Source organism: Leisingera daeponensis (assembly GCF_019801465.1).
GTDB classification, from domain to species: Bacteria; Pseudomonadota; Alphaproteobacteria; order Rhodobacterales; family Rhodobacteraceae; genus Leisingera; species Leisingera daeponensis_A.
Genome location: NZ_JAHVJA010000025.1, coordinates 1 through 18,832, shown reverse-complemented (window position 1 = coordinate 18,832; position 18,832 = coordinate 1). Strand labels below are relative to the sequence as shown.

16 protein-coding genes and 1 pseudogene are annotated in these 18,832 nt (G+C 64.5%); 9 read left to right on the top strand and 8 right to left on the bottom strand.

The features are described from left to right. Positions 1-161 (bottom strand): annotated as a pseudogene (locus KUV26_RS22925) (NAD(P)(+) transhydrogenase (Re/Si-specific) subunit alpha); the annotation flags it as partial. A gap of 235 nt (positions 162-396) precedes the next feature. Between KUV26_RS22925 and cofG the strand changes: the two are divergent. From cofG to KUV26_RS22885, 8 genes are all read left to right on the top strand, one after another. Next, a complete protein-coding gene (gene cofG, locus KUV26_RS22920) occupies positions 397-1,539 on the top strand; it encodes a 7,8-didemethyl-8-hydroxy-5-deazariboflavin synthase CofG (RefSeq protein ID WP_222510192.1) in 1,143 nt (380 codons plus the stop codon). Further along, the gene (cofH, locus tag KUV26_RS22915; RefSeq protein ID WP_222510191.1) at positions 1,536-2,819 is read left to right on the top strand and encodes a 5-amino-6-(D-ribitylamino)uracil--L-tyrosine 4-hydroxyphenyl transferase CofH; all 1,284 of its coding nucleotides are present in this window, start codon (positions 1,536-1,538) and stop codon (positions 2,817-2,819) included. The genes cofG and cofH overlap by 4 nt, the downstream gene beginning before the upstream one ends. Next, on the top strand, positions 2,816-3,784 hold the full coding sequence (cofD, locus tag KUV26_RS22910; protein ID WP_222510190.1) for a 2-phospho-L-lactate transferase: 969 nt from the start codon (positions 2,816-2,818) through the stop codon (positions 3,782-3,784). Before cofH ends, cofD begins: the two co-directional genes overlap by 4 nt. After that, the gene (gene cofC, locus KUV26_RS22905; protein ID WP_222510189.1) at positions 3,781-4,440 is read left to right on the top strand and encodes a 2-phospho-L-lactate guanylyltransferase; all 660 of its coding nucleotides are present in this window, start codon (positions 3,781-3,783) and stop codon (positions 4,438-4,440) included. The genes cofD and cofC overlap by 4 nt, the downstream gene beginning before the upstream one ends. After that, on the top strand, positions 4,437-5,210 hold the full coding sequence (gene cofE, locus KUV26_RS22900) for a coenzyme F420-0:L-glutamate ligase (protein ID WP_222510188.1): 774 nt from the start codon (positions 4,437-4,439) through the stop codon (positions 5,208-5,210). Before cofC ends, cofE begins: the two co-directional genes overlap by 4 nt. Next, positions 5,207-5,875, top strand: a complete 669-nt coding sequence (gene npdG, locus KUV26_RS22895; protein ID WP_222510187.1) for an NADPH-dependent F420 reductase — start codon at positions 5,207-5,209, stop codon at positions 5,873-5,875. The genes cofE and npdG overlap by 4 nt, the downstream gene beginning before the upstream one ends. Positions 5,876-5,900: 25 nt before the next feature. Beyond that, positions 5,901-6,902: a TIGR03842 family LLM class F420-dependent oxidoreductase gene (locus tag KUV26_RS22890; RefSeq protein WP_222506672.1), complete on the top strand. Its 1,002-nt coding sequence runs from the start codon at positions 5,901-5,903 to the stop codon at positions 6,900-6,902. 224 nt (positions 6,903-7,126) lie between these two features. Beyond that, the gene (locus tag KUV26_RS22885) at positions 7,127-7,750 is read left to right on the top strand and encodes a TetR family transcriptional regulator C-terminal domain-containing protein (protein WP_222506673.1); all 624 of its coding nucleotides are present in this window, start codon (positions 7,127-7,129) and stop codon (positions 7,748-7,750) included. Positions 7,751-7,963: 213 nt separating this feature from the next. On the opposite strand, the gene KUV26_RS22880 is transcribed toward KUV26_RS22885, so the two are convergent. From KUV26_RS22880 to KUV26_RS22850, 7 genes are all read right to left on the bottom strand, one after another. Next, positions 7,964-9,568 carry an ABC transporter ATP-binding protein gene (locus tag KUV26_RS22880; RefSeq protein WP_222510186.1) on the bottom strand — a complete coding sequence of 535 codons (1,605 nt, stop codon included), beginning with the start codon at positions 9,566-9,568 and terminating at the stop codon, positions 7,964-7,966. Positions 9,569-9,578: 10 nt separating this feature from the next. Next, positions 9,579-10,352, bottom strand: a complete 774-nt coding sequence (locus KUV26_RS22875; RefSeq protein WP_222506679.1) for an ABC transporter permease — start codon at positions 10,350-10,352, stop codon at positions 9,579-9,581. Positions 10,353-10,406: 54 nt separating this feature from the next. Next, complete coding sequence (locus KUV26_RS22870) at positions 10,407-11,363, bottom strand: ABC transporter permease (protein ID WP_222510185.1); 957 nt, start codon at positions 11,361-11,363, stop codon at positions 10,407-10,409. Positions 11,364-11,456: 93 nt separating this feature from the next. Further along, the gene (locus tag KUV26_RS22865) at positions 11,457-13,028 is read right to left on the bottom strand and encodes an ABC transporter substrate-binding protein (protein WP_261400089.1); all 1,572 of its coding nucleotides are present in this window, start codon (positions 13,026-13,028) and stop codon (positions 11,457-11,459) included. 36 nt (positions 13,029-13,064) lie between these two features. After that, the gene (locus tag KUV26_RS22860; protein WP_261400088.1) at positions 13,065-14,567 is read right to left on the bottom strand and encodes an aldehyde dehydrogenase family protein; all 1,503 of its coding nucleotides are present in this window, start codon (positions 14,565-14,567) and stop codon (positions 13,065-13,067) included. Continuing rightward, positions 14,549-15,721, bottom strand: a complete 1,173-nt coding sequence (locus KUV26_RS22855; RefSeq protein WP_222510184.1) for a mandelate racemase/muconate lactonizing enzyme family protein — start codon at positions 15,719-15,721, stop codon at positions 14,549-14,551. The genes KUV26_RS22860 and KUV26_RS22855 overlap by 19 nt, the downstream gene beginning before the upstream one ends. Next, entirely contained in the window at positions 15,718-17,328 is a 1,611-nt protein-coding gene (locus tag KUV26_RS22850) for a GMC family oxidoreductase (protein WP_222510183.1), read from the bottom strand. The genes KUV26_RS22855 and KUV26_RS22850 overlap by 4 nt, the downstream gene beginning before the upstream one ends. A 101-nt stretch (positions 17,329-17,429) precedes the next feature. On the opposite strand from KUV26_RS22850, the gene KUV26_RS22845 reads away from it, so the two are divergent. Further along, positions 17,430-18,326: a LysR substrate-binding domain-containing protein gene (locus KUV26_RS22845; RefSeq protein WP_261400087.1), complete on the top strand. Its 897-nt coding sequence runs from the start codon at positions 17,430-17,432 to the stop codon at positions 18,324-18,326. The last annotated feature ends 506 nt before the right edge of the window (positions 18,327-18,832 follow it).

Below are 18,832 nucleotides of genomic sequence, written 5' to 3'. Positions count from 1 at the left end.
CCCGCGGCCTCATAGGCGGCATCGGAAAACCCCGCCGCCGCCCCGGCCCCGGCCTCGATCGCGCAGCCGTACCCCAGCTTCTGCAGCTGCGCCGCAGACTCCGGCGTCATCGCTACGCGCGACTCTCCAGCCGCCATTTCCCTTGGCGTTCCAATAAGCACTTCAATGTCCTCCCTTTTCGCATCGGAACCTGAAAAGGCCGCCTCATGCGATTGAGCAAAGTATTTGTTTGTTTTACTTACTAGTCAATATTTTTTGCCGAATGATTTTTTTTTCAGGTTTTTCAATACATTACGCTCAATTCATAGGCATCTCTATACTTTTTTTTGATCTAAAGCTAAAAAATATTTGACATGCGACGCCCTCCTCCACAGTCTTTGAGGCAGGGAGGACACCATGAACACCCAATCGCTCAGCACAGGCACCGCCTGGGCGGAGACCGGCGATTTGCGCGCCCTGATGATGCGTGCTGCCCGGATCCGCGACACCCACTGGGGCCGCACGGTCACCTATTCGCGCAAGGCCTTTGTGCCGCTGACCAACATGTGCCGCGACACCTGCGGCTACTGCACCTTCGTCAAGCACCCGGATTCGCCGGAAGCCAGCATCATGACGCCGGAGCAGGTGCTGGCGACCGCAAGGAAAGGCGAGCGAGAGGGCTGCAAGGAGCTGCTGTTCAGCCTCGGCGAGAAGCCGGAGCTGCGCTACGAGAAGGCGCGCAAGGGGCTGGAACGGATGGGATATTCCCGCCTGACGGACTACTTGCGCGACATGTGCGAGCTGGTGCTGCAGGAGACCAGCCTGCTGCCGCATGTGAATGCAGGCACCCTCACCGATGACGAGATCGACGTGCTGCGGCCGGTATCTGCCTCGATGGGGATGATGCTGGAAACGGTGAGCCGCCGCCTGACCCGCAAGGGCCAGCCGCATTACGCCTGCCCCGACAAGGTGCCGGTGCAGCGGCTGCGCACGCTGGAGCGGGCGGGACAGAAACAGGTGCCCTTTACCACCGGCCTCCTGATCGGCATCGGCGAGAGCTTTGCCGAGCGGATCGAGGCGCTGCATGCGATCAACGAGGCCCACGCCCGCCACGGCCATATACAAGAGGTCATCATCCAAAACTTCCAGCGCAAGCCGGATATCGAGATGGCCAACCACCCGGAGCCCGCGCTGGAGGACATGCTGCGCACCATCGCCGCGGCACGGATCATCCTGGCGCCGGAGATCAGCCTGCAGGCTCCGCCGAATCTGAGCGCGCGCCACATCGCCTATCTGGAAGCGGGCATCAACGACTGGGGCGGGATTTCCCCCGTGACCATCGACTTCATCAATCCCCAGCACGAATGGCCGGAGATTCGCGCGCTGGCGCAATCCAGCACCCAGGCCGGTTTCGCGCTGCACGAGCGGCTGACCGTCTACCCCCGCTACCTGACCCGCGATCAGGAATTCATCAACCCGGCGATTCTGGCCCGCGCTGCAGGCATGGCCGGGGCTGGCGGGCTGGCCCGCGATCAACGCCACATCGGAGAGATAGCATGACCCTTCAGCCCGCATCCGAGAAGTTTGCCGCCCCGCCTGCCGCTCTGCCCGCGGCCGTCGCCGGGGCCTCGGCCCCGATCCGCTCCATCCTGGAAATGGCGCTGGAAGGCGGCGAGGTGTCTGAGGCGGAGGGCGTCGAGCTGTTCCGCACCACAGGCGCCGATGCCGAGGCGGTCTATGCGACCGCGGATGAGCTGCGCCGCCGCGCCAATGGCGACCACGTCTCCTTTGTGGTGAACCGCAACATCAACTTCACCAACATCTGCTACATGGGCTGTCGCTTCTGCGGGTTCGCCAAGCGATCCGAGGACAAGGACGCCGAGTGGCTGGAGCCAGAGCAGATCGTCGAGCGCGCCCAGCAGGCCTGGGACCGCGGCGCGACCGAGGTCTGCATCCAGGGCGGGCTGCACCCCAAGATGGAAGGCACCTATTACCGGGACATCGTCCGCGCCATCAAGGCAGCGCTGCCGGACATGCACATCCACGCCTTCTCGCCGTTCGAGATCTGGTACGGCGCGTCCAAGACCAAGATGTCCTACCACGATTTCCTCGCTGATCTGAAGGAGGCGGGCCTTGGCTCGATGCCGGGCACCGCGGCAGAGATCCTCGACACCGAAGTGCGCATGCAGCTGACCAAGAACAAGCTGAGCGCCGAGAAATGGGTCGAGATCATCCGCGCCGCGCATGAGGTCGGCATCCCGACCACCGCCACCATCATGTACGGCCATATCGACGCGCCCGAGCATTGGGCCGCCCACATCCGCCTGCTGCGCGACATCCAGAAGGACACTGGTGGGTTCACTGAATTGGTGCCGCTGTCCTTTGTGCACACCGAATCACCACTGTGGTCACAGAATCCGGACAAGGTCCGCCCCGGCCCCACCGCGCTGGAGGTCGATCTGATGCACGCGGTCTCTCGCATCATGCTGCACGGCTGGATCGACAACATCCAGGTCAGCTGGACCAAGCTGGGCGCGGCGCGCGCACAGCAGATGCTGTCACGCGGGGTCAACGATCTGGGCGGCACGCTGATGAACGAGAGCATCTCGCGTGCGGCAGGCTCCGCCCACGGGCAGGAGATCACGGCCCGCGAGCTGACCCAGATCATCCGCGCTGCGGGCCGGGTGCCGGTGCGCCGCAACACCATCTATGAAATCCGCGACATCTATGATGACCACGACCCGGAGGAGCTGGCGCCGCTGGTGGACCGTCAGGGCCGCAACCCGCTAGATTTCCTTGATATGTTCCCCGAACGCAGCGCGCTGGAGGCGGCGGAATGAGCGGCGCGTCGAAGCATAAGGTCACCCTGCTGGCGGGCGGCGTTGGCGGGGCCAAGATGGCCGAGGGGCTGGCGGCGCTGCCGGATGTGGAGTTGTCGGTGATCGGCAATGTCGCCGATGACGACGAATTCCACGGGCTGTGGGTCTCTCCCGATATCGACACGCTGACCTACAGCCTGGCGGATGTGATCGACCGCAACCAGGGCTGGGGCGTGGCGGATGAAAGCCACCGGGCGCTGGACACGCTGACGAGGCTCGGCAATGACACCTGGATGTCGCTCGGCGACCGCGACTTTGGTCTGCATATCCACCGCACCATGCGGCGGCTGCGCGGCGAGCGCCCCAGCGTGATCGCCCGCGACGTGGCGCGCGCCTTTGGGATCGCGGCAGAAATCCTGCTGCCCACGGACGACCGGGTGCAGACCCGGGTGCGGACCGATGCGGGCTGGCTTAGCTTTCAGGAATATTTCGTGCGCGAACGCTGCGCGCCGGAGGTGCGTGAGCTGGCCTTTGACGGCATCGAACAGGCCCGTCCCACGCCCGAGGCGCTGGCGGCCATTGCCGGGGCGGATCTGATCGTGATCGCGCCCTCCAACCCGCTGGTCAGCATCGCACCGCTGCTGGCGACCCCGGGCATCCGGGACGCGGTGCGCGCCGCGCCCGCCTTCAAGGTGGCGGTCAGCCCCTTCATCGCGGGCAAGGTGGTCAAGGGACCGGCTGATCGGATGATGGCGGTGCTGGGGCTGCGCGCGGATGCGGCGGGCGTCGCCGAACGCTATGCCGGTGTCGCGCAGACCCTGGTGATCGACCATCAGGACGAGGGTCTGTGCGATGAGATCCGCGCCCATGGCATGACGCCGATCTGCGCCCATATCCTGATGAAGGACAAGACCGACAAGGCCCGGCTGGCGCGCGAGGTGGCCGACCTGTGCTTGGCACCCGCAGCGGCGGAGGCCGTGGCATGAGCGCCGCCGCCCGCAGCGGCAAGCGGCTGGTGGTGATCCCGATGAAGGATCCCGCCCGCGCCAAGACCCGGCTGGTCCCTACGCTGAGCCCCGAGCGGCGTGCAAGCCTGGCGCTGACCCTGTTCCGCGCCACGGTGGACCGTGCGCAGGAGGCGCTGGCGCTGCTGCCCGGCGGCGGGGTGGAGATCGCGGTAGTGACCTCCAGCCCGAAGATCACCCGGCTGGCCCGCGCCATGGGGCTGATCCTGATTGACGAGGGCCGCCCGCGCGGCTTGTCGGAGGCGCTGGAGACGGCGGCGGATTGGGCCGCGGGCCACGGCTACGGCGCGATCTGCGTCCTGCCCGGCGATCTGGCGGCCCCGAAACCGGCCGAACTGGCCCGGCTGCTGGCGCATGACCTGAGCGGCGGCCAGATGGTGCTGTGCCCGGCCGAGGATCTGGGCACCAACGCGCTGCTGGCGCCGCTGCCCTGCCCGTTCCGCTTTGCCTACGGGGTGAAATCCGTGGTTGCCCACCGGCAGGCGGCCGAGGCCGCGGGCCTGTGTCCGGTGATGCTGCCGCTGGCCAGCCTGCGGGCGGATGTCGACACCGCTGATGACCTCCAGCACCTGCTGGCGCATCAGCCGCAGCTGCTGATGCAGGAGGCCGCGCGATGAGCCTGTCCGTTTCCCTCACCGCCATTCCCGGCATCCCCGACATCCAGAACGGCGACGATCTGGATGCGGCTCTGGGCGACTGCATGGAGCAGGCCGGGCTGGTGCCGCAGGAGGGCGACATCCTGTGCATCGCGCAAAAGGTCTTCTCCAAGGCCGAGGGCTGCATCATCCCGCTGTCCACGGTCACGCCCTCGGCGGAGGCGATCAAATACGGCGAGGAGCTGAACAAGGATCCCCGCAAGGTCGAGATCGTGCTGCGCGAAAGCACCCGCGTGGTGCGCGCCTTCCGCCGCCCCGATCAGGTCAGCGGCACGATGATCTGCGAGCACCGGCTCGGGTTCATCTCGGCCAATGCGGCGGTGGATGAATCCAACTTCGGCGAGGAAGACGCCGCCATGGTGCTGCCTGCCGACCCCGATGCGAGCTGCGCACGCGTGCAGCAGGCCATTGCCGAACGCTTTGGCGTGCAGACCGGCGTGGTGATGACCGACACCTTCGGCCGCCCCTGGCGGCTGGGCCAGATCAACGTCGCGATCGGCCTCAGCAAGGTGCCTGCCACCATCCAGGAGCAGGGCAATCTGGACGCCTGGGGCCGCCCCTTGATGGTGACGGAACCGGCGCTGGCAGACGAGATCGCCGCTGCCTCGGGGCTGGTGGTGCGCAAGAACGGAAAAACACCGGCGGTGCTGCTGCGGGGGCTGGACTGGCAGCCGACCGACAGCCGCGGCGCCGACATAATACGGAAAAAACAGGAGGATATGTTCAGATGAAAATCGCAATCATTGGCGGCACCGGGCCGCAGGGCCAGGGTCTGGCGCTGCGTTTTGCCCGCGCCGGGATCGCCGTGGCGCTGGGGTCGCGCGATGGCGCGCGCAGTGCAGGCATCGCCGCCGACCTGATGGCCAAGCTGCCCGAAGGCGCCGCAAAGATCGAGGGGCTGGACAACGAGGCCGCCACCAAGGCCGCCGATGAAATGGTGGTGCTGGCGGTGCCCTTCTCGGCCCATAACGCCACGCTCACGGCACTGAAGCCGCATCTGACGGGCAAGATCCTGGTCGACATCGTGGTGCCGCTGAAGGAGGGCGACCCCAAGAAGGTGGACATGCCGCCCGAAGGCTCCGCCACCGAGGCCGCGCAGGTGCTCTTGGGCGATGACATCCCGGTGATCGGCGCGCTGCACAACGTCTCGGCCACCACGCTGAACAACCTGGATTGGCCGATCAACTGCGACATTCTGGTCTGCGGCAACAGCCTGCCTGCCCGCAAGAAAGTAATCGAGCTGGTCCGCGTGCTGGACGTCGAGGCCTACAACGCAGGCGACGCCGAAGCGGCCCGCTGCATCGAGGCGATCACACCGATCCTGATCCGCCAGAACATTTCCAAGGCGGTGCCCTTCACACATGCGGGCATCCGCATCTGGGCCCCCGACCACTAAAATTCCAACGAGGAGGAAAACACACATGGAATTCGGTATTTGCTTCAAAGGTTTCGTTGAGCCCGACCGCGCCCGCGCACTGGTCCGCCAGGCGGAGAACGCAGGCTTCACCTACTGCTGGTTCTACGACAGCCATATCTTGTGGCGCGAAAGCTTCGTCGCCATGGCGATGTGCATGGAACACACCAAGAAAATGCGCTTTGGCCCCTTGGTGACCAACCCGAACTCGCGCGAGTGGTCGGTGGCGGCGTCGCTGTTCGGCTCGCTGGCGAAACAGTCGAACGGCCGCTTCGACATCGGTCTGGGCCGCGGCGACAGCGCCGTGCGGGTGATGGGCAAGAAGCCCTCGACCATCAAGCGGATGGAAGAATTCACCCATGTGGTGAAATCGCTGATCCGCGGCGAGGAAGTGCAATACGGCGAATGCCCCGAGCCGGTGAAATTCCCCTGGGCCAACGGCTACGAGCTGCCGGTCTGGATCGGCGCCTACGGCCCCAAGGCGCTGGCCTCGGCGGGCAAGGTCGGCGACGGCGTGGTGCTGCAGATTGCCGAGCCCAAGATCATCAAGTGGCTGGCGGACCAGGCCAAGGCCGGCGGTGAAGCCGAAGGCCGCGACATGTCGAACTACCGCGTGATGGCCGCCGCTCCGGCGCATACCGGCCCGATCGAGGAAGGCATCGAGAAGACCAAGTGGTTCCCCGCCATGGTCGGCAACCATGTCGCTGACATCGTCGAAAAATACGGCACCGATGGCGATCACGTGCCGACCAGCCTGACCGACTACATCAAGAACCGCAAAGGCTACGACTACTCCAAGCACGGCCAGAGCGATAACCCCTACCTCGACTTCATCACCGAAGACATTGTCAAGAGCTTCTGCGTGCTGGGCACCCCGGACGAGCATATCGCCAAGATCCGCGATCTGGCCGACGCCGGCACCACCCAGTTCAATATCTACCTGGACAGCGGCGACGAAGAGAAGATCATCGCCGACTACGGCGAGAAGATCATTCCGGCGTTCCGCTGAACTGCGCCGGGCGCTAGCCCGGCAACGGCACCGTGCGAAATGATCTCCCCGCGCACCGTGCCCATTGGCGGGCGGCCCTGGCTGCCCGCTTCTTTGCCCCTGGCGCGGCCTGCCCGCACCAGCACATGAATTTGAACCGGCCTTCTGCGCGCTATCGCTGGCAACAGGCTTTGACTTGTGCCAATAGGGCGCCAAATAGATATTGTTATAAGTGGCGGAATTACATGGCGCGCATGGCAGCTGAAAAGCCGAAGACCCGGATTCAGCGGAAGAAGACCGAACAAATCCTGGCCGCTGCACTGGAGGTTTTCGCCCAGCACGGATCCTCGGGCGCGTCGATCAACCTGATCGCCAAGAACGCCGGTCTGACCACACCCAATCTGCTGTATTATTTCGAAAGCAAGGATGCGATCCGCCGCGAGCTGCTGACCCGCACCCTGCAGCTGTGGATGGCACCATTGAGCATGCTTAGCCCGCACGGCGAACCCATCGACGAAATTTGCGAATACATCCGCCGCAAGCTGGAGATTTCCCGGAACTTCCCCAAGGAAAGCAAATTTTTCGCCAATGAAATCCTCAGCGGCTTGCCGCAGTCGCGCAGCGAGATCTTCGGCCCGCTGAAAGAGCTGTACAATACCAAGATCGCGGTGCTGGAGGATTGGATGCGCGAAGGCCGGATTGCGACCGTCGACCCGCACCACCTTCTGTTTTCGATCTGGGCCACCACCCAGCATTACGCGGATTTCGACGTTCAGATCGAAGAAATCGCCCCTGCAAAAGTGAAAGACCGTTACGCCGAGGCTGAACTCTTTCTCCTGGACATGTTCAAAAAATTGCTCGCAGTCTAGGCTTTTTGCACTTCCGCTAGGGCTGAAGGGCCTGCTTCTGCTGAAACATACTCGGCGCACTTGCAATTGTGATCCGCTTCCGGCAGGCGGCGTCGGGGCCGGGACGGGTGTGAGGCTGACGCTCCCGAACTCCTCACCTTCACCGGCCCGGCCGGAACCGGGCCGCGCCTGACAGGAAGCCGGACTGCTGTCGCGACGCTATTGCGGGGCCGCTCAGCTTGCCAGCCTTTGCCGCACCCCGTTCAGCCAGCCCGCATCCATCTGCGGGACAGAAGCCAGAAGGCGCTTGGTGTAATCCGACTGCGGATCAGAGAAGATCCGCGACTGATCGCCCGTCTCCACGATCCTGCCCTGCTGCATGATCACCACCCGGTCTGCGATTGCCTCAACCGTGGCCAGGTCATGAGTTATGAACATATAGGTCAGCCCCAGCTCCGCCTGCAGCCGCAGCAGGAGCCGCAGGATGCCTTCGGCCACCAGTTGGTCCAGCGCGCTGGTGACTTCGTCGCAAATGATGAACTCCGGCTCTGCCGCCAGCGCCCGCGCGATGCCGATACGCTGCTTCTGGCCGCCCGACAGCTCAGGAATAAGGCGGTCCAGGAACACGGCGGGGTCCAGCTCGATCAACTCCATCAGTTCGTTCACCCGCGCCCCCAGCGCCGCGCCGCGCAGACCGGTGAAATGCCGCACCGGCCGTTCCAGTGTCCCGCGCACGGTGTGACGCGGGTTCAGTGCGGTATCCGCCATCTGATAAACCATCTGGATATGGCGGAGGGTGGCGCGGTCCCGTTTCTGGTAGCGGCCCGGCAGCGGGCTCCCCTGCCACACGACCACGCCATTGCTCGGGGGCAGCACGCCGGCAATCACCTTGGCCAGGGTCGACTTGCCCGAGCCGCTTTCGCCGACAACCGCTGTGGTCTGGCCCCTGGGCAGCTCCAGACTTACGCCTTGCAGCACCTTTGCAGAGGCATAGCTTGCCTCGATCCCGCGCATGGACAGCAACGGCCCGGCCTCAGGAGCGCTCCGCTCCGGCCGTTTCAGACCTCGCACCGCCCAAAGCGACTTTGTGTAGTCCTCCTGAGGCGCCGCCAGCATCTGCCGGGTTTTGGCAGTTTCCACCTCACGGCCGTGTTTCATAACCGTGATGCGGTCGGCCATCTGGCTGACGACGGCCAGGTCATGCGTGATATAGATCGCCGCTGTGTTATAGCGTTCGACAACATCGCGGATCGCGCCAAGAACCTCGATCTGGGTGGTCACATCCAGCGCCGTCGTCGGCTCGTCAAAAATGATCAGATCTGGGCGGCAGGCCATCGCCATGGCCGTCATCGCCCGCTGCAGCTGACCGCCTGACACCTGATGCGGATAGCGGAAACCGATCTGGTCGGGATTCGGCAGCTGCATTTGTCGGTAGAGCGCGATGGCGTCGGCCTCGGCCGCTGCCCGCGCAGCGGTTCCATGCAGCAGTGGCGCCTCGCAGAACTGGTCGATCAGCCGGTGTGCGGGGTTGAAACTGGCCGCCGCCGATTGCGCTACATAGGCGATGCGGCGGCCATGCAGATCCTGCAGCGTGGCCGCGCTTGCCCGGGCGAGGTCGATTCCGTCAAACAGGATCTCGCCGCCGGTTATCCCCACACCGTCGCGAGTGTAGCCCATCGCCGCCAGCCCGGCCGAGCTTTTGCCCGCGCCGCTTTCGCCCACCAGCCCCAGCACCTCGCCCCTGTTCAGGGTCAGATCCAGCCCGTGCAGAATGGTGGTGCGGCCGCCCATCGGCCCGGCCTCCAGCCGCAGGCCGCGGATGTCCAGTAGCTTGCTCATTGGCTTATCCTCAGCTCTTCAGGCCGCTGGCGCGATGCAGCATCCAGTCGACAATGAAATTGATGGCGATGGTCAGCAGCGCAATGGCAGCCGCCGGGATCAGCGGAGTGATGTCGCCAAAGGTGATCAGAGTCGCGTTTTCCTTCACCATTGAGCCCCAGTCAGCTGTGGGCGGCTGGATGCCGATGCCAAGGAAGCTGAGCGCGGCGATGAACAGGAACACAAAGCAGAAACGCAGGCCGAACTCCGCAATCAGAGTTGAGGAGATGTTCGGCAGCACCTCGCGGCGCAGCAGCCACAGCGTGCCTTCGCCGCGCAGCTGGGCGGCCTGGATGAAGTCCTGGCTGACCACATTCATTGCCGCGGCGCGAGACAGGCGGTATACAGGTGCAATGTAGATCACCGCGATAACGCCCACCATGTTGGGGATGGAAGGGCCGACAATGGCCAGCAGCATCAGCGCTAGGATCAAGGGTGGCACCGCCATCAGCACATCAATCACACGTGACAGCGCCTGGTCGGTCCAGCCGCCTTTCAGTGCGGCCAGCATGCCCAGAGCCGCGCCAGCGGTGAAGGCGATGCCGGTGGTTAGCAGCGCCAGCCCGACGGTATTGCGGGCGCCGTAGATCATGCGCGACAGCATGTCCCGGCCCAGGTTATCGGTGCCCAGCGGAAAGGCCGCGCTCCAGGGTTCGTATTCAACCCCGACAATTTCGGTTTCGCCATAGGGCGCCAGCAGCGGGGCAAACACCCCGGTCAGCAGCACCGCGGCCAGGATCAGCATACCCAGCAGCGCGGTGGTCGGGGCGGATTTAAGGGTTTTCACGTCTGCGTTCCTTTATCGTGCGTGCCGCAGCCGCGGGTTGGACAGGATCGACAGGATGTCGGCCAGCACATTCAGGGTGATGTAGGTGCCGGCAAAGAACAGGCCGACCGCCTGCACCACCGGGAAATCGCGGCTGGCAACGGCATCGACCAACAGCTGGCCCAGACCGGGGTAGGAGAACACCACCTCGACCACCACCACGCCGACGATTAGATAGGCCAGGTTCAGCGCCACCACGTTGATGATCGGCGCCAGTGCGTTGGGCAGCGCGTGCTTCACGATCACCCGCCAGCGCGGCACGCCTTTCAGCTGCGCCATTTCGATATAGGGAGCGGCCAGCACGTTGATGACCGCGGCGCGGGTCATCCGCATCATGTGGGCGATAACCACCAGGATCAGCGTCAGCGCCGGCAGGAAGCTGCGATAGAGCGCATCACCGAACGAAGCCGCCTCGTCAATGCGGGCCAGGGTCGGGAACCAGCCCAGGCGGGTCGACAGGAACAGCACCAGCAGGTAGGCCACAAAGAACTCCGGCATCGAGATTGCCCCAAGCGCGCCGACATTGACGCTGCGGTCAAACAGCGAGTTGCGCCACAGCGCGCTGAGCAGCCCCAGCAGGATCGCCACCGGCACCGCGATCACGGCGGCATAACAGGCCAGGAACATGGTGTTTGCCAGACGCGTGGACAGCAGATCGGCAACCGGCCGACGCGAAGCCATCGAGTTGCCGAAGTCGCCCTGCGCCGCGGCCGCCAGCCAGTCGAGGTAGCGCAAATGCGCAGGCTGGTCCAAGCCGAGATCGGCGCGGAAGGCGGCCAGCGTTTGAGGTGTGGCGGACTGGCCGAGGATCTGTTGGGCCAGGTCACCGGGCAGCAGTTCGATGCCGACAAACATCAGCGCAGAGACCGCCAGAAGCGTCACGGCGCCAAGGGCCAGCCGACTGAAAATCAGCTTCATCAATGGGGGCATGTCAAAGCCTCCTGTTAAATCGCGACGGAAAAAGCGCCTGCGGGAGGCCGCCGGGCTAGGCCGCCTCATGCATTTGCAGCTCTGGAGGACGGATCAGGCCATCCACCAGCGCTCGATGAACCGGGTGCTGTCCAGATCCCACATTTCCGAGACCTGCTCGGGAGTCTGCACCTTGGTGCTCATCGCCGAGACATACTGGCCGAAAGCCGGGATCAGCGCCCCGCCGTCGGTCTGGCACAATTGCTGCATCTCGCCATAGATCTCGGCGCGCAAGCCCTGATCCAGCTGCGAACGGCCTTCGGCCAGCAGCTGGTTGAAGCGCTCGTTTTTCCAGCTGGTGTCATTCCAGTCGGCGGTGGCGGCATAACCGGCAGAGAACATCAGATCCGGGGTCGGACGGCCGCCCCAATAGCTGCAGCAGAAGGGCTTTTGCAGCCAGACGTTGGACCAGTAGCCGTCATCGGGCTCGCGCGAGACTTTCAGATTCATGCCCGCGCCCTTGGCTGCCTCGGAGAACAGCACAGACGCATCGACTGCGCCGTTGAACGCCGCATCCGCGGTGTACAGCGTCACATCCAGGCTGCTGAGACCGGACTTGGACAGGTAGTGCTTCGCCTTGTCGGGATCATAGGAGTGCTGCTCCAGCTCCGCGTTGTAATAGGGCATGGACGACGCGATCGGGTGGTCATTGCCTACGGTGCCAAAGCCCTTCAGCACCTTCTGCACAATCGCCTCGCGGTCGATTGCGTGCTTCAACGCCAGGCGCACGTTCACGTCTTCAAACGGCGCTGCGGTCACCTGCATCGGCATGGTGTAGTGCAGGGTGCCGTTTTGAGTGTGGATCTTGACGTTGCGGTTGCGCTTCAGAAGGTGGATGGTCTTAAGGTCCGGACGGTCGATCAGATCGACTTCGCCCGTCATCAGCGCGTTCATCCGCGCCGCCGGGTCGCCGACCTTCAGCAGCACCACCTTGTCGAAATGGGCGCGCCCCGCCTTCCAGTAATCGTCGCGGCGCTTCAACTCGATGCGCACGCCCGGCTCAAAAGCCTCGATCACATAGCCGCCGGTGCCGATTCGGCTTTCTGGATCGATGGCCCCGTCCTTGTCCTGCCTGATGGTCAGGTGATAGTCATTGAAGATGAACGGGAAATCGGCGTTTCCATCTTCCAGTTCAAAAATCACCACATTGTCGCCGTCGGCGCGGATGTCCTTGATCTGCGCCAGCAGCGGCTTGATGCCCGATTTCGACTCCGGCCCCATGTGGTGACGGATCGAGGACACAACGTCAGCGGCCGCAACCCTCTTGCCGTCGGAAAAGGTTGCGTCATCTCGCAGGCGGAAGGTCCAGACGTGCGCATCCGGCGTCGCCTCATAGCTTTCGGCCAGGTCCGGCTGGGCGGTTCCGTCCGGAGCGATCTCCACCAGGGTCGAGAACACCGCATAGCTGGTGGCAAACATAAAGTCGTTGGCATAGGTCGCCGGGTCCAGCGAATCCGAGGTGCTGCCTTGGGTATAGCCCACCCGCAGGGTTCCGCCCTTCTTCGGCTCTGCGGCCCGGGCGCGGGTGTTCAAACCCAGCCCCAAGGCCATCCCGCCCGCTGCAGCGCCTGCGAGAAAACCGCGCCGGGTCGGTGCCGCCAGGGCGGTGGTGGTCTTCAGCATCATGTTCCTGCTCCTTGAGAAATGCCTCTTTGCAGCGCCTTACACTGCAAGTGTGATGGATTTCGAACGGGTATAGGCGTCGAGCCCCTCCAGCCCCTTTTCGCGGCCGAACCCGGATTTCCGGTTGCCGCCAAAGGGCAGTTCGATCCCCCCCGCCCAATAGTCGTTGACGGTGACCTGCCCAGCATCGACACGCTGTGCCATGCGCAGCGCGGTCGGCATATCCCGGGTATAGATGCCCGCCGCCAGGGCAAAGTCGGTGCCGTTGGCAAGGCTTAAAGCTTCTTCTTCACTTTCAAATGTTTGCACGGCAAGAACAGGACCAAAAATCTCTTGCGTCACCGCATCATCGCTCGCGCTGAGATTGTCAAGAATGGTCGGCTCGTAGAACCAGCCCTTTCCGGTTTCCGGGTCCATGGCCTTGTTTCCGCCGGTGACAATCTCGACGCCGCGGGCGCGGGCGCGCTCGACGTGGCCCGCGATCTGCTCCAGATGGCGTTCGGAGTTGACCGCGCCCATATCCGGGTTGCGCAGCCCATGACCAAAGCGCAAGCCCTGCGCCTTTTTGACCAGCCGTTCCAGAACATCGTCGTGCAGGTCACGGTGGATCACCAGCCGCGATCCGGCCGAACAGATCTGCCCCGAGTTCGAGAAAATGGCCCAGAGCGCGCCCTCGGCCACGGCCTCTGCATCGGCATCGGCAAAGGCGACGAGCGGCGATTTTCCGCCCAGTTCCAGCGTCAGCCCGGTCACATTCGGGGCCACGTTCTGCATCACGCCCACCCCGGTCGCAACCGATCCGGTGAAGGTCACGTGGCGCACCCGAGGGTCGGTGACCAGCGGCGCCCCGGCCTCGACGCCGGTGCCGGTGACCACGTTGACGACCCCGGCAGGCACGCCCGCCCGCAGCAGCAGCTCGCCAATCATCAGCGCGGTAAAGGGCGTGGTTTCCGCGGGTTTCACCACCGCCGAGCAGCCCGCCGCCAGCGCCGGGGCGATGCCGCGCACCAGGGTGGAGGTCGGATAGTTCCACGGCACGATATGGGCGGTCACGCCAACCGGCTCGCGCAGCGTGAAGGCGGCGTTGCCGTTGCCAAGGTTGACGCTGCGCCCGTCCAGCTTGTCCGCCGCGCCTGCGTAGTATTCAAACAGCCGCGCCGCGCCCGCAACGTCCCCCTGCGCCTCAGCCAGGGTCTTGCCACTGTCGAGGCTTTCGATCACCGTCAGCCTGTCCGCCTCGGCGCGCATCAGGCGCGCGACCTCGTTCAGGATGGCGCAGCGACGAGCAGGCGGCGTGTTGCGCCAGACTTCAAAACCTTTGGCAGCGCTGGTTACAGCACGGTCCACATCCGCCGCCGTTCCTGCGGCAAAATCGGCAAAGGCTTCACCGGTCCCTGCGTCAAAGCTTTCCATGCGGTTGCCGCTGTCGGCCGCCACGAATGCCCCATCGATGAAATGGCCGCGCGGCAGATCCGGCAAGGTGCCGGTTTCGAAATAGGAGGAAATCATCCGGTCGGAGGTCATCATGCGTCCTCGCTGCATTTGTAGGTGGATTTGGCCAGCCACTCGGGGCAGATCTCGACGCCCCAACCAGGGGCATCACTCACAACCGCCTGACCGTCCGTGATGGTAAAGGGATCGTTGCGGAACAACTCGCGCTGCCACGGGTAGTAGTCGTCGCCCTCGATCGAGAACTCCAGATAGCGCCCCGGATTGGGTACTGCGCGCAGCAGATGCATAGTGAACAGCGTCACCAGCGACAGGTTGGCCGCATGCGGGGTGCAGGGCAGCCCGGCGGCATGGCCCATGCGGGCCACCTCCATGCTGCGCACCATGCCGCCGAGGTACAGGATATCGGGCTGAATGATGTCGACCGCGCGCATCGCAACGATCCGCTTCCACTGCTGCAGGTCCCAGTCCTGCTCGCCCCCCGCCACGTCGATGGACAATTCGCGGGTGACTTCGGCGGTCTGCTCCAGCTCCCAATAGGGGCAAGGCTCCTCGAAATGTTCGTAACCATTGGCCTCCAGCATCCGCCCGACCTCGATCGCGCGGGCGGGGCCAAAGCCCGAGTTGCCATCCACTAGCAGCGCCGCGTCCGGACCCATGGCCTTGCGGATAGCAGGGATGATCGCCTCGGTCCGCCCCTCCCATTCGTCCCGGTCCTGGCCGCATTCGGCGCCGACGCGCACCTTGAAGGCATCAAAACCATAGTCATCGCGCAGGCATTGCAGGCGCGTGGCCTCATCCTCGGGCGTGATGTCGCGCCGCATCGAGGAGGCATAGGCCCGCAGCGGCCCTGCCGAACCGCCCAGCAGTTCGGCCACGGGTTTTCCAGCCGCCTTGCCGCGCCAGTCCCAGACCGCGGTGTCCAGACCCGCCATGGCCCGGCGCAGATATGTTCCAGGGAACTTGTGCTCGCGCAGCGGGATCTCGGCGATCACGTCCTCCAGCGCATCCATACCGCGCCCCAACGCCCAAGGAGCCACCTGCCGGTGCAGGATCTCGCAGGTCAGATCGCTGCTGTAGGTGGACACCTGCCCCCAGCCGGTGCTGCCGTCCTCTGCGGTGACCCGCACAAAGCCGACCAACGGCGTGCAGAAGGTCTCGATCCTGCGGATCCGCGGACCGGTGTCGTCCTTGCCGCGGGTGTTGGCAACCGGCACCGCGCCGGACATGGAATAAGGCGTGCTCATGCGTCCTCCAGAATGAGATCAGCGGCGCGATGCGCCAGCATCATGGTCGGGGCATTGGTGTTGCCCGAGGTCAGATTGGGAAAGACCGAGGCATCGGCGACGCGCAGCCCCTGCACCCCATGCACCTTCAGCCGCGGGCTGACCACCGCGTCCTGCGCGTCCCGCCCCATCCGGCAGGTGCCGACCGGGTGAAAGACGGTGCCGCAGCGCTCGCGGAAATCGGCCAGGAGCTGCGCATCGTCCATACGCCGCAGATCCGGCTCCATCGCTGAGTCCACCAGTCTATCGAGCGCGGCGGTCGTAATCAGCCGCTGGCACAGGCGGCCGCCCGCCACGACCTGCTCGCGATCCTCTTCGGTCGCCAGCGAATTGGGGCGTATGCGGGGCGCCGCCGCCGGGTCTGCGGCGCTGATGTCGATACGGCCGCGGCTGGTGGGCCGGGCCGGCTGAAAGCCAATGATGAAGCCCGGGAACGGATCTGGCTGTACCACCGTACGTTTGCCGTTCGGCGTCGTGGTATAGGTGACCGGGTTGAAATACAGCTGCTGGTCAGGGTGGACCTGATCCGGGCCAGAGCGGAAATAGCCGCCGCACTGGTTCACTGACAGGGCCAGCGGCCCGCGCCGGGTCAGCGCATATTGCAGCGCCGCGCGCACTTTCCCGGCAAACGGGCGCAGCACATTGTTCAGCGTCGGCTCCGTGGCGCGGAAGTAATAGTTGATGCCCAGATGATCCTGCAGGTTGCCGCCTACTTGCGCCGCATTCACCAGCGGCGTGATGCCATGGGATTTCAGCAGGTCCGCCGGGCCGATGCCCGACAGCTGCAGCAGCCGCGGCGAAGTCACGGCACCCGCCGACAGGATGATCTCGCGGCCCGCACGCAGGGTTTGCGTTCTGCCCCCGCGCACCACTTGCACGGCAGCAGCCCGCGTGCCCTCAAAGATGATCCGCTCGGCCTGCACCCCGGTCATCAGGGTGACGTTGGCCCGCCTCAGCGCAGGCTTCAGAAAGGCCCGCGCCGAGTGCATCCGGCGGCCGCCGCTGGTGTTGATCCGGTAAGCCGCCGCGCCCTCACCGTCGCGGCCGTTGATGTCCTCGGTGCGCGGCAGCCCCAGTTCCTCGGCCGCGGCAAAAAAGTGCCGGTTCACCGGGTGGATCTGGTCCGACACGTCCTGCACATGCAGCGGCCCGGCACCATTCCGCCCGCCATCGGTGCCAATGCGGCTCTCCATTGCCTCATAGGTCTGCCGCACAGTCTCCCAGTTCCAGCCGTCGGCCCCGGCCGCAGCCCAATCGTCGAAGTCGCGCGGAAGCCCGCGCGCATAGACCAGAGCGTTGATCGCGCCCGACCCGCCGACCACCTTGCCACGCGGCCAGTAGCCCGAGCGTCCCGCTAAGGTTTCTTCCGCCTCACTTTGGTATTTCCAGTTCACCTTGGGATCAAAGAACGTCTTGCCATACCCCAGCGGCAGCGTGATCCACGGTGACCGTCCCCGGCCACCGGCCTCCAGCACCAGTACCTTGCAGCGCCCGGAGGCACTCAGCCGCTCCGCCAAAACACAGCCTGCGGATCCTGCGCCGATAATGATGTAGTCGTGCTCCGCCATTGCACTCTGCCTGTTTCCTGCACCGTCGCGCGACTGTTACAAAGCCGCCGGCCAAATCCAAAACGAAAAAAAATTTGCCGCTACCTTAAAATTTTTCGCAGATGTCCTATACAGCCACCATGTACAAGGAACTCCCTCCCCTCCCCTGGCTTCGGGCCTTCGACGCCAGCGCCCGTCTTGGCAGCTTTACCCTGGCCGCCGAGGAACTGGGCCTGACGCCTTCTGCCGTCAGCTATCAGGTGCGCGGACTGGAAGCGCAGTTGGGCCACAAACTGTTCCGCCGAGAACGCAAGGCGCTGATCCTGACCCGCCTGGGACAGGCTTACCGTCCGGTGGTGGCCAAGGCTTTCGCCGATCTCGACGCCACCACGTCCAATCTATTTGGAAAAGGGGCGGAAGCCGAGATAACCCTGCGATGCGTGAGCTCGCTGAACTTGCTTTGGCTGGTTCCCCGGCTGGAGCATTTCAAGGCAGCAAACCCCGACAGCCGCCTCCGCGTCCTTTCTGCCTCCTGGGCAGAGCTGGCGGAGGGTGAGGAGATCGATGTCGACATCCGCTATGGCGACGGCAACTGGTCGGACGGGGAGGTCGTGCCGCTAATGACCCATGCTGTCATCCCTGTCTGCGCTCCCGCCCTCCGCAGCGGCGGCAGCCCGCGGTCGCTGGCCCGCGGCCCGCTGATTGAACTGGCCGGAGTGGTCGATACCTGGAGGCACTTCTTCGCGCTGCACGAGCCGGACTGCGACATTCAGGAACCTGCCTACAAGGTAGACCAGTCCCTGATCGCTCTGGAGCTTGCCAGCCGCGGCCAAGGCATTGCGCTTGTCGCCGAAGTGTTCGCGCAGCCGTATTTACAAAGCGGCAAGCTGGTCCAGGCAAGCGCTCTGACCCTGCCTCCCCGCCAGGGGCATTTTCTCGTGCTGCCCTCGGAACGGAACCGCTTCCGGCCTGAAGTCACCGCTTTGGTGGATTGGCTGCGCAATGAGGCACAGACCTAACCTGTGACGTTCCCGGGCGGGGCCAGCGGATTTGCGCCGCCTGAAGGCCAAGGCACATCTGTACCTCAACAGCACTCAAGGCAAATGCCTGATCATTCCGAAGAGTGCCGCCGCCCGCCGGGGCTGTGAAGCCGTCTAGCAGCTTGCTGTCAAAACCTATCGGGTCCGGCAGCGCGCCACTGGCGGGGTGAACAGGCCGGGCACGAGACTGTACTGACGGCCCGCCCCCATTGCTTCAGACAACGGATGCAATGCAGGACCACCCCCGCATTGCCAATCGCATCCGCCACAGGAACTGCTGCCTGAGAATAGCACTCCTACTCAGGCACTCAGCAGGCAGGAGGTATCAGTCGGGAAAGGCGGCGGTCGTGAGCCGCCGCCGCTATTGGGATCAGAAGCCTGCCTTGATGCGCTCGAATTCCTTCAGCATGCGGCCTTCCAGCTCCGGGTTGACCGCATCGAAGAACAGGCTGCCCTCGAAGAACTTGTTCACGTCGGCAAAGCCG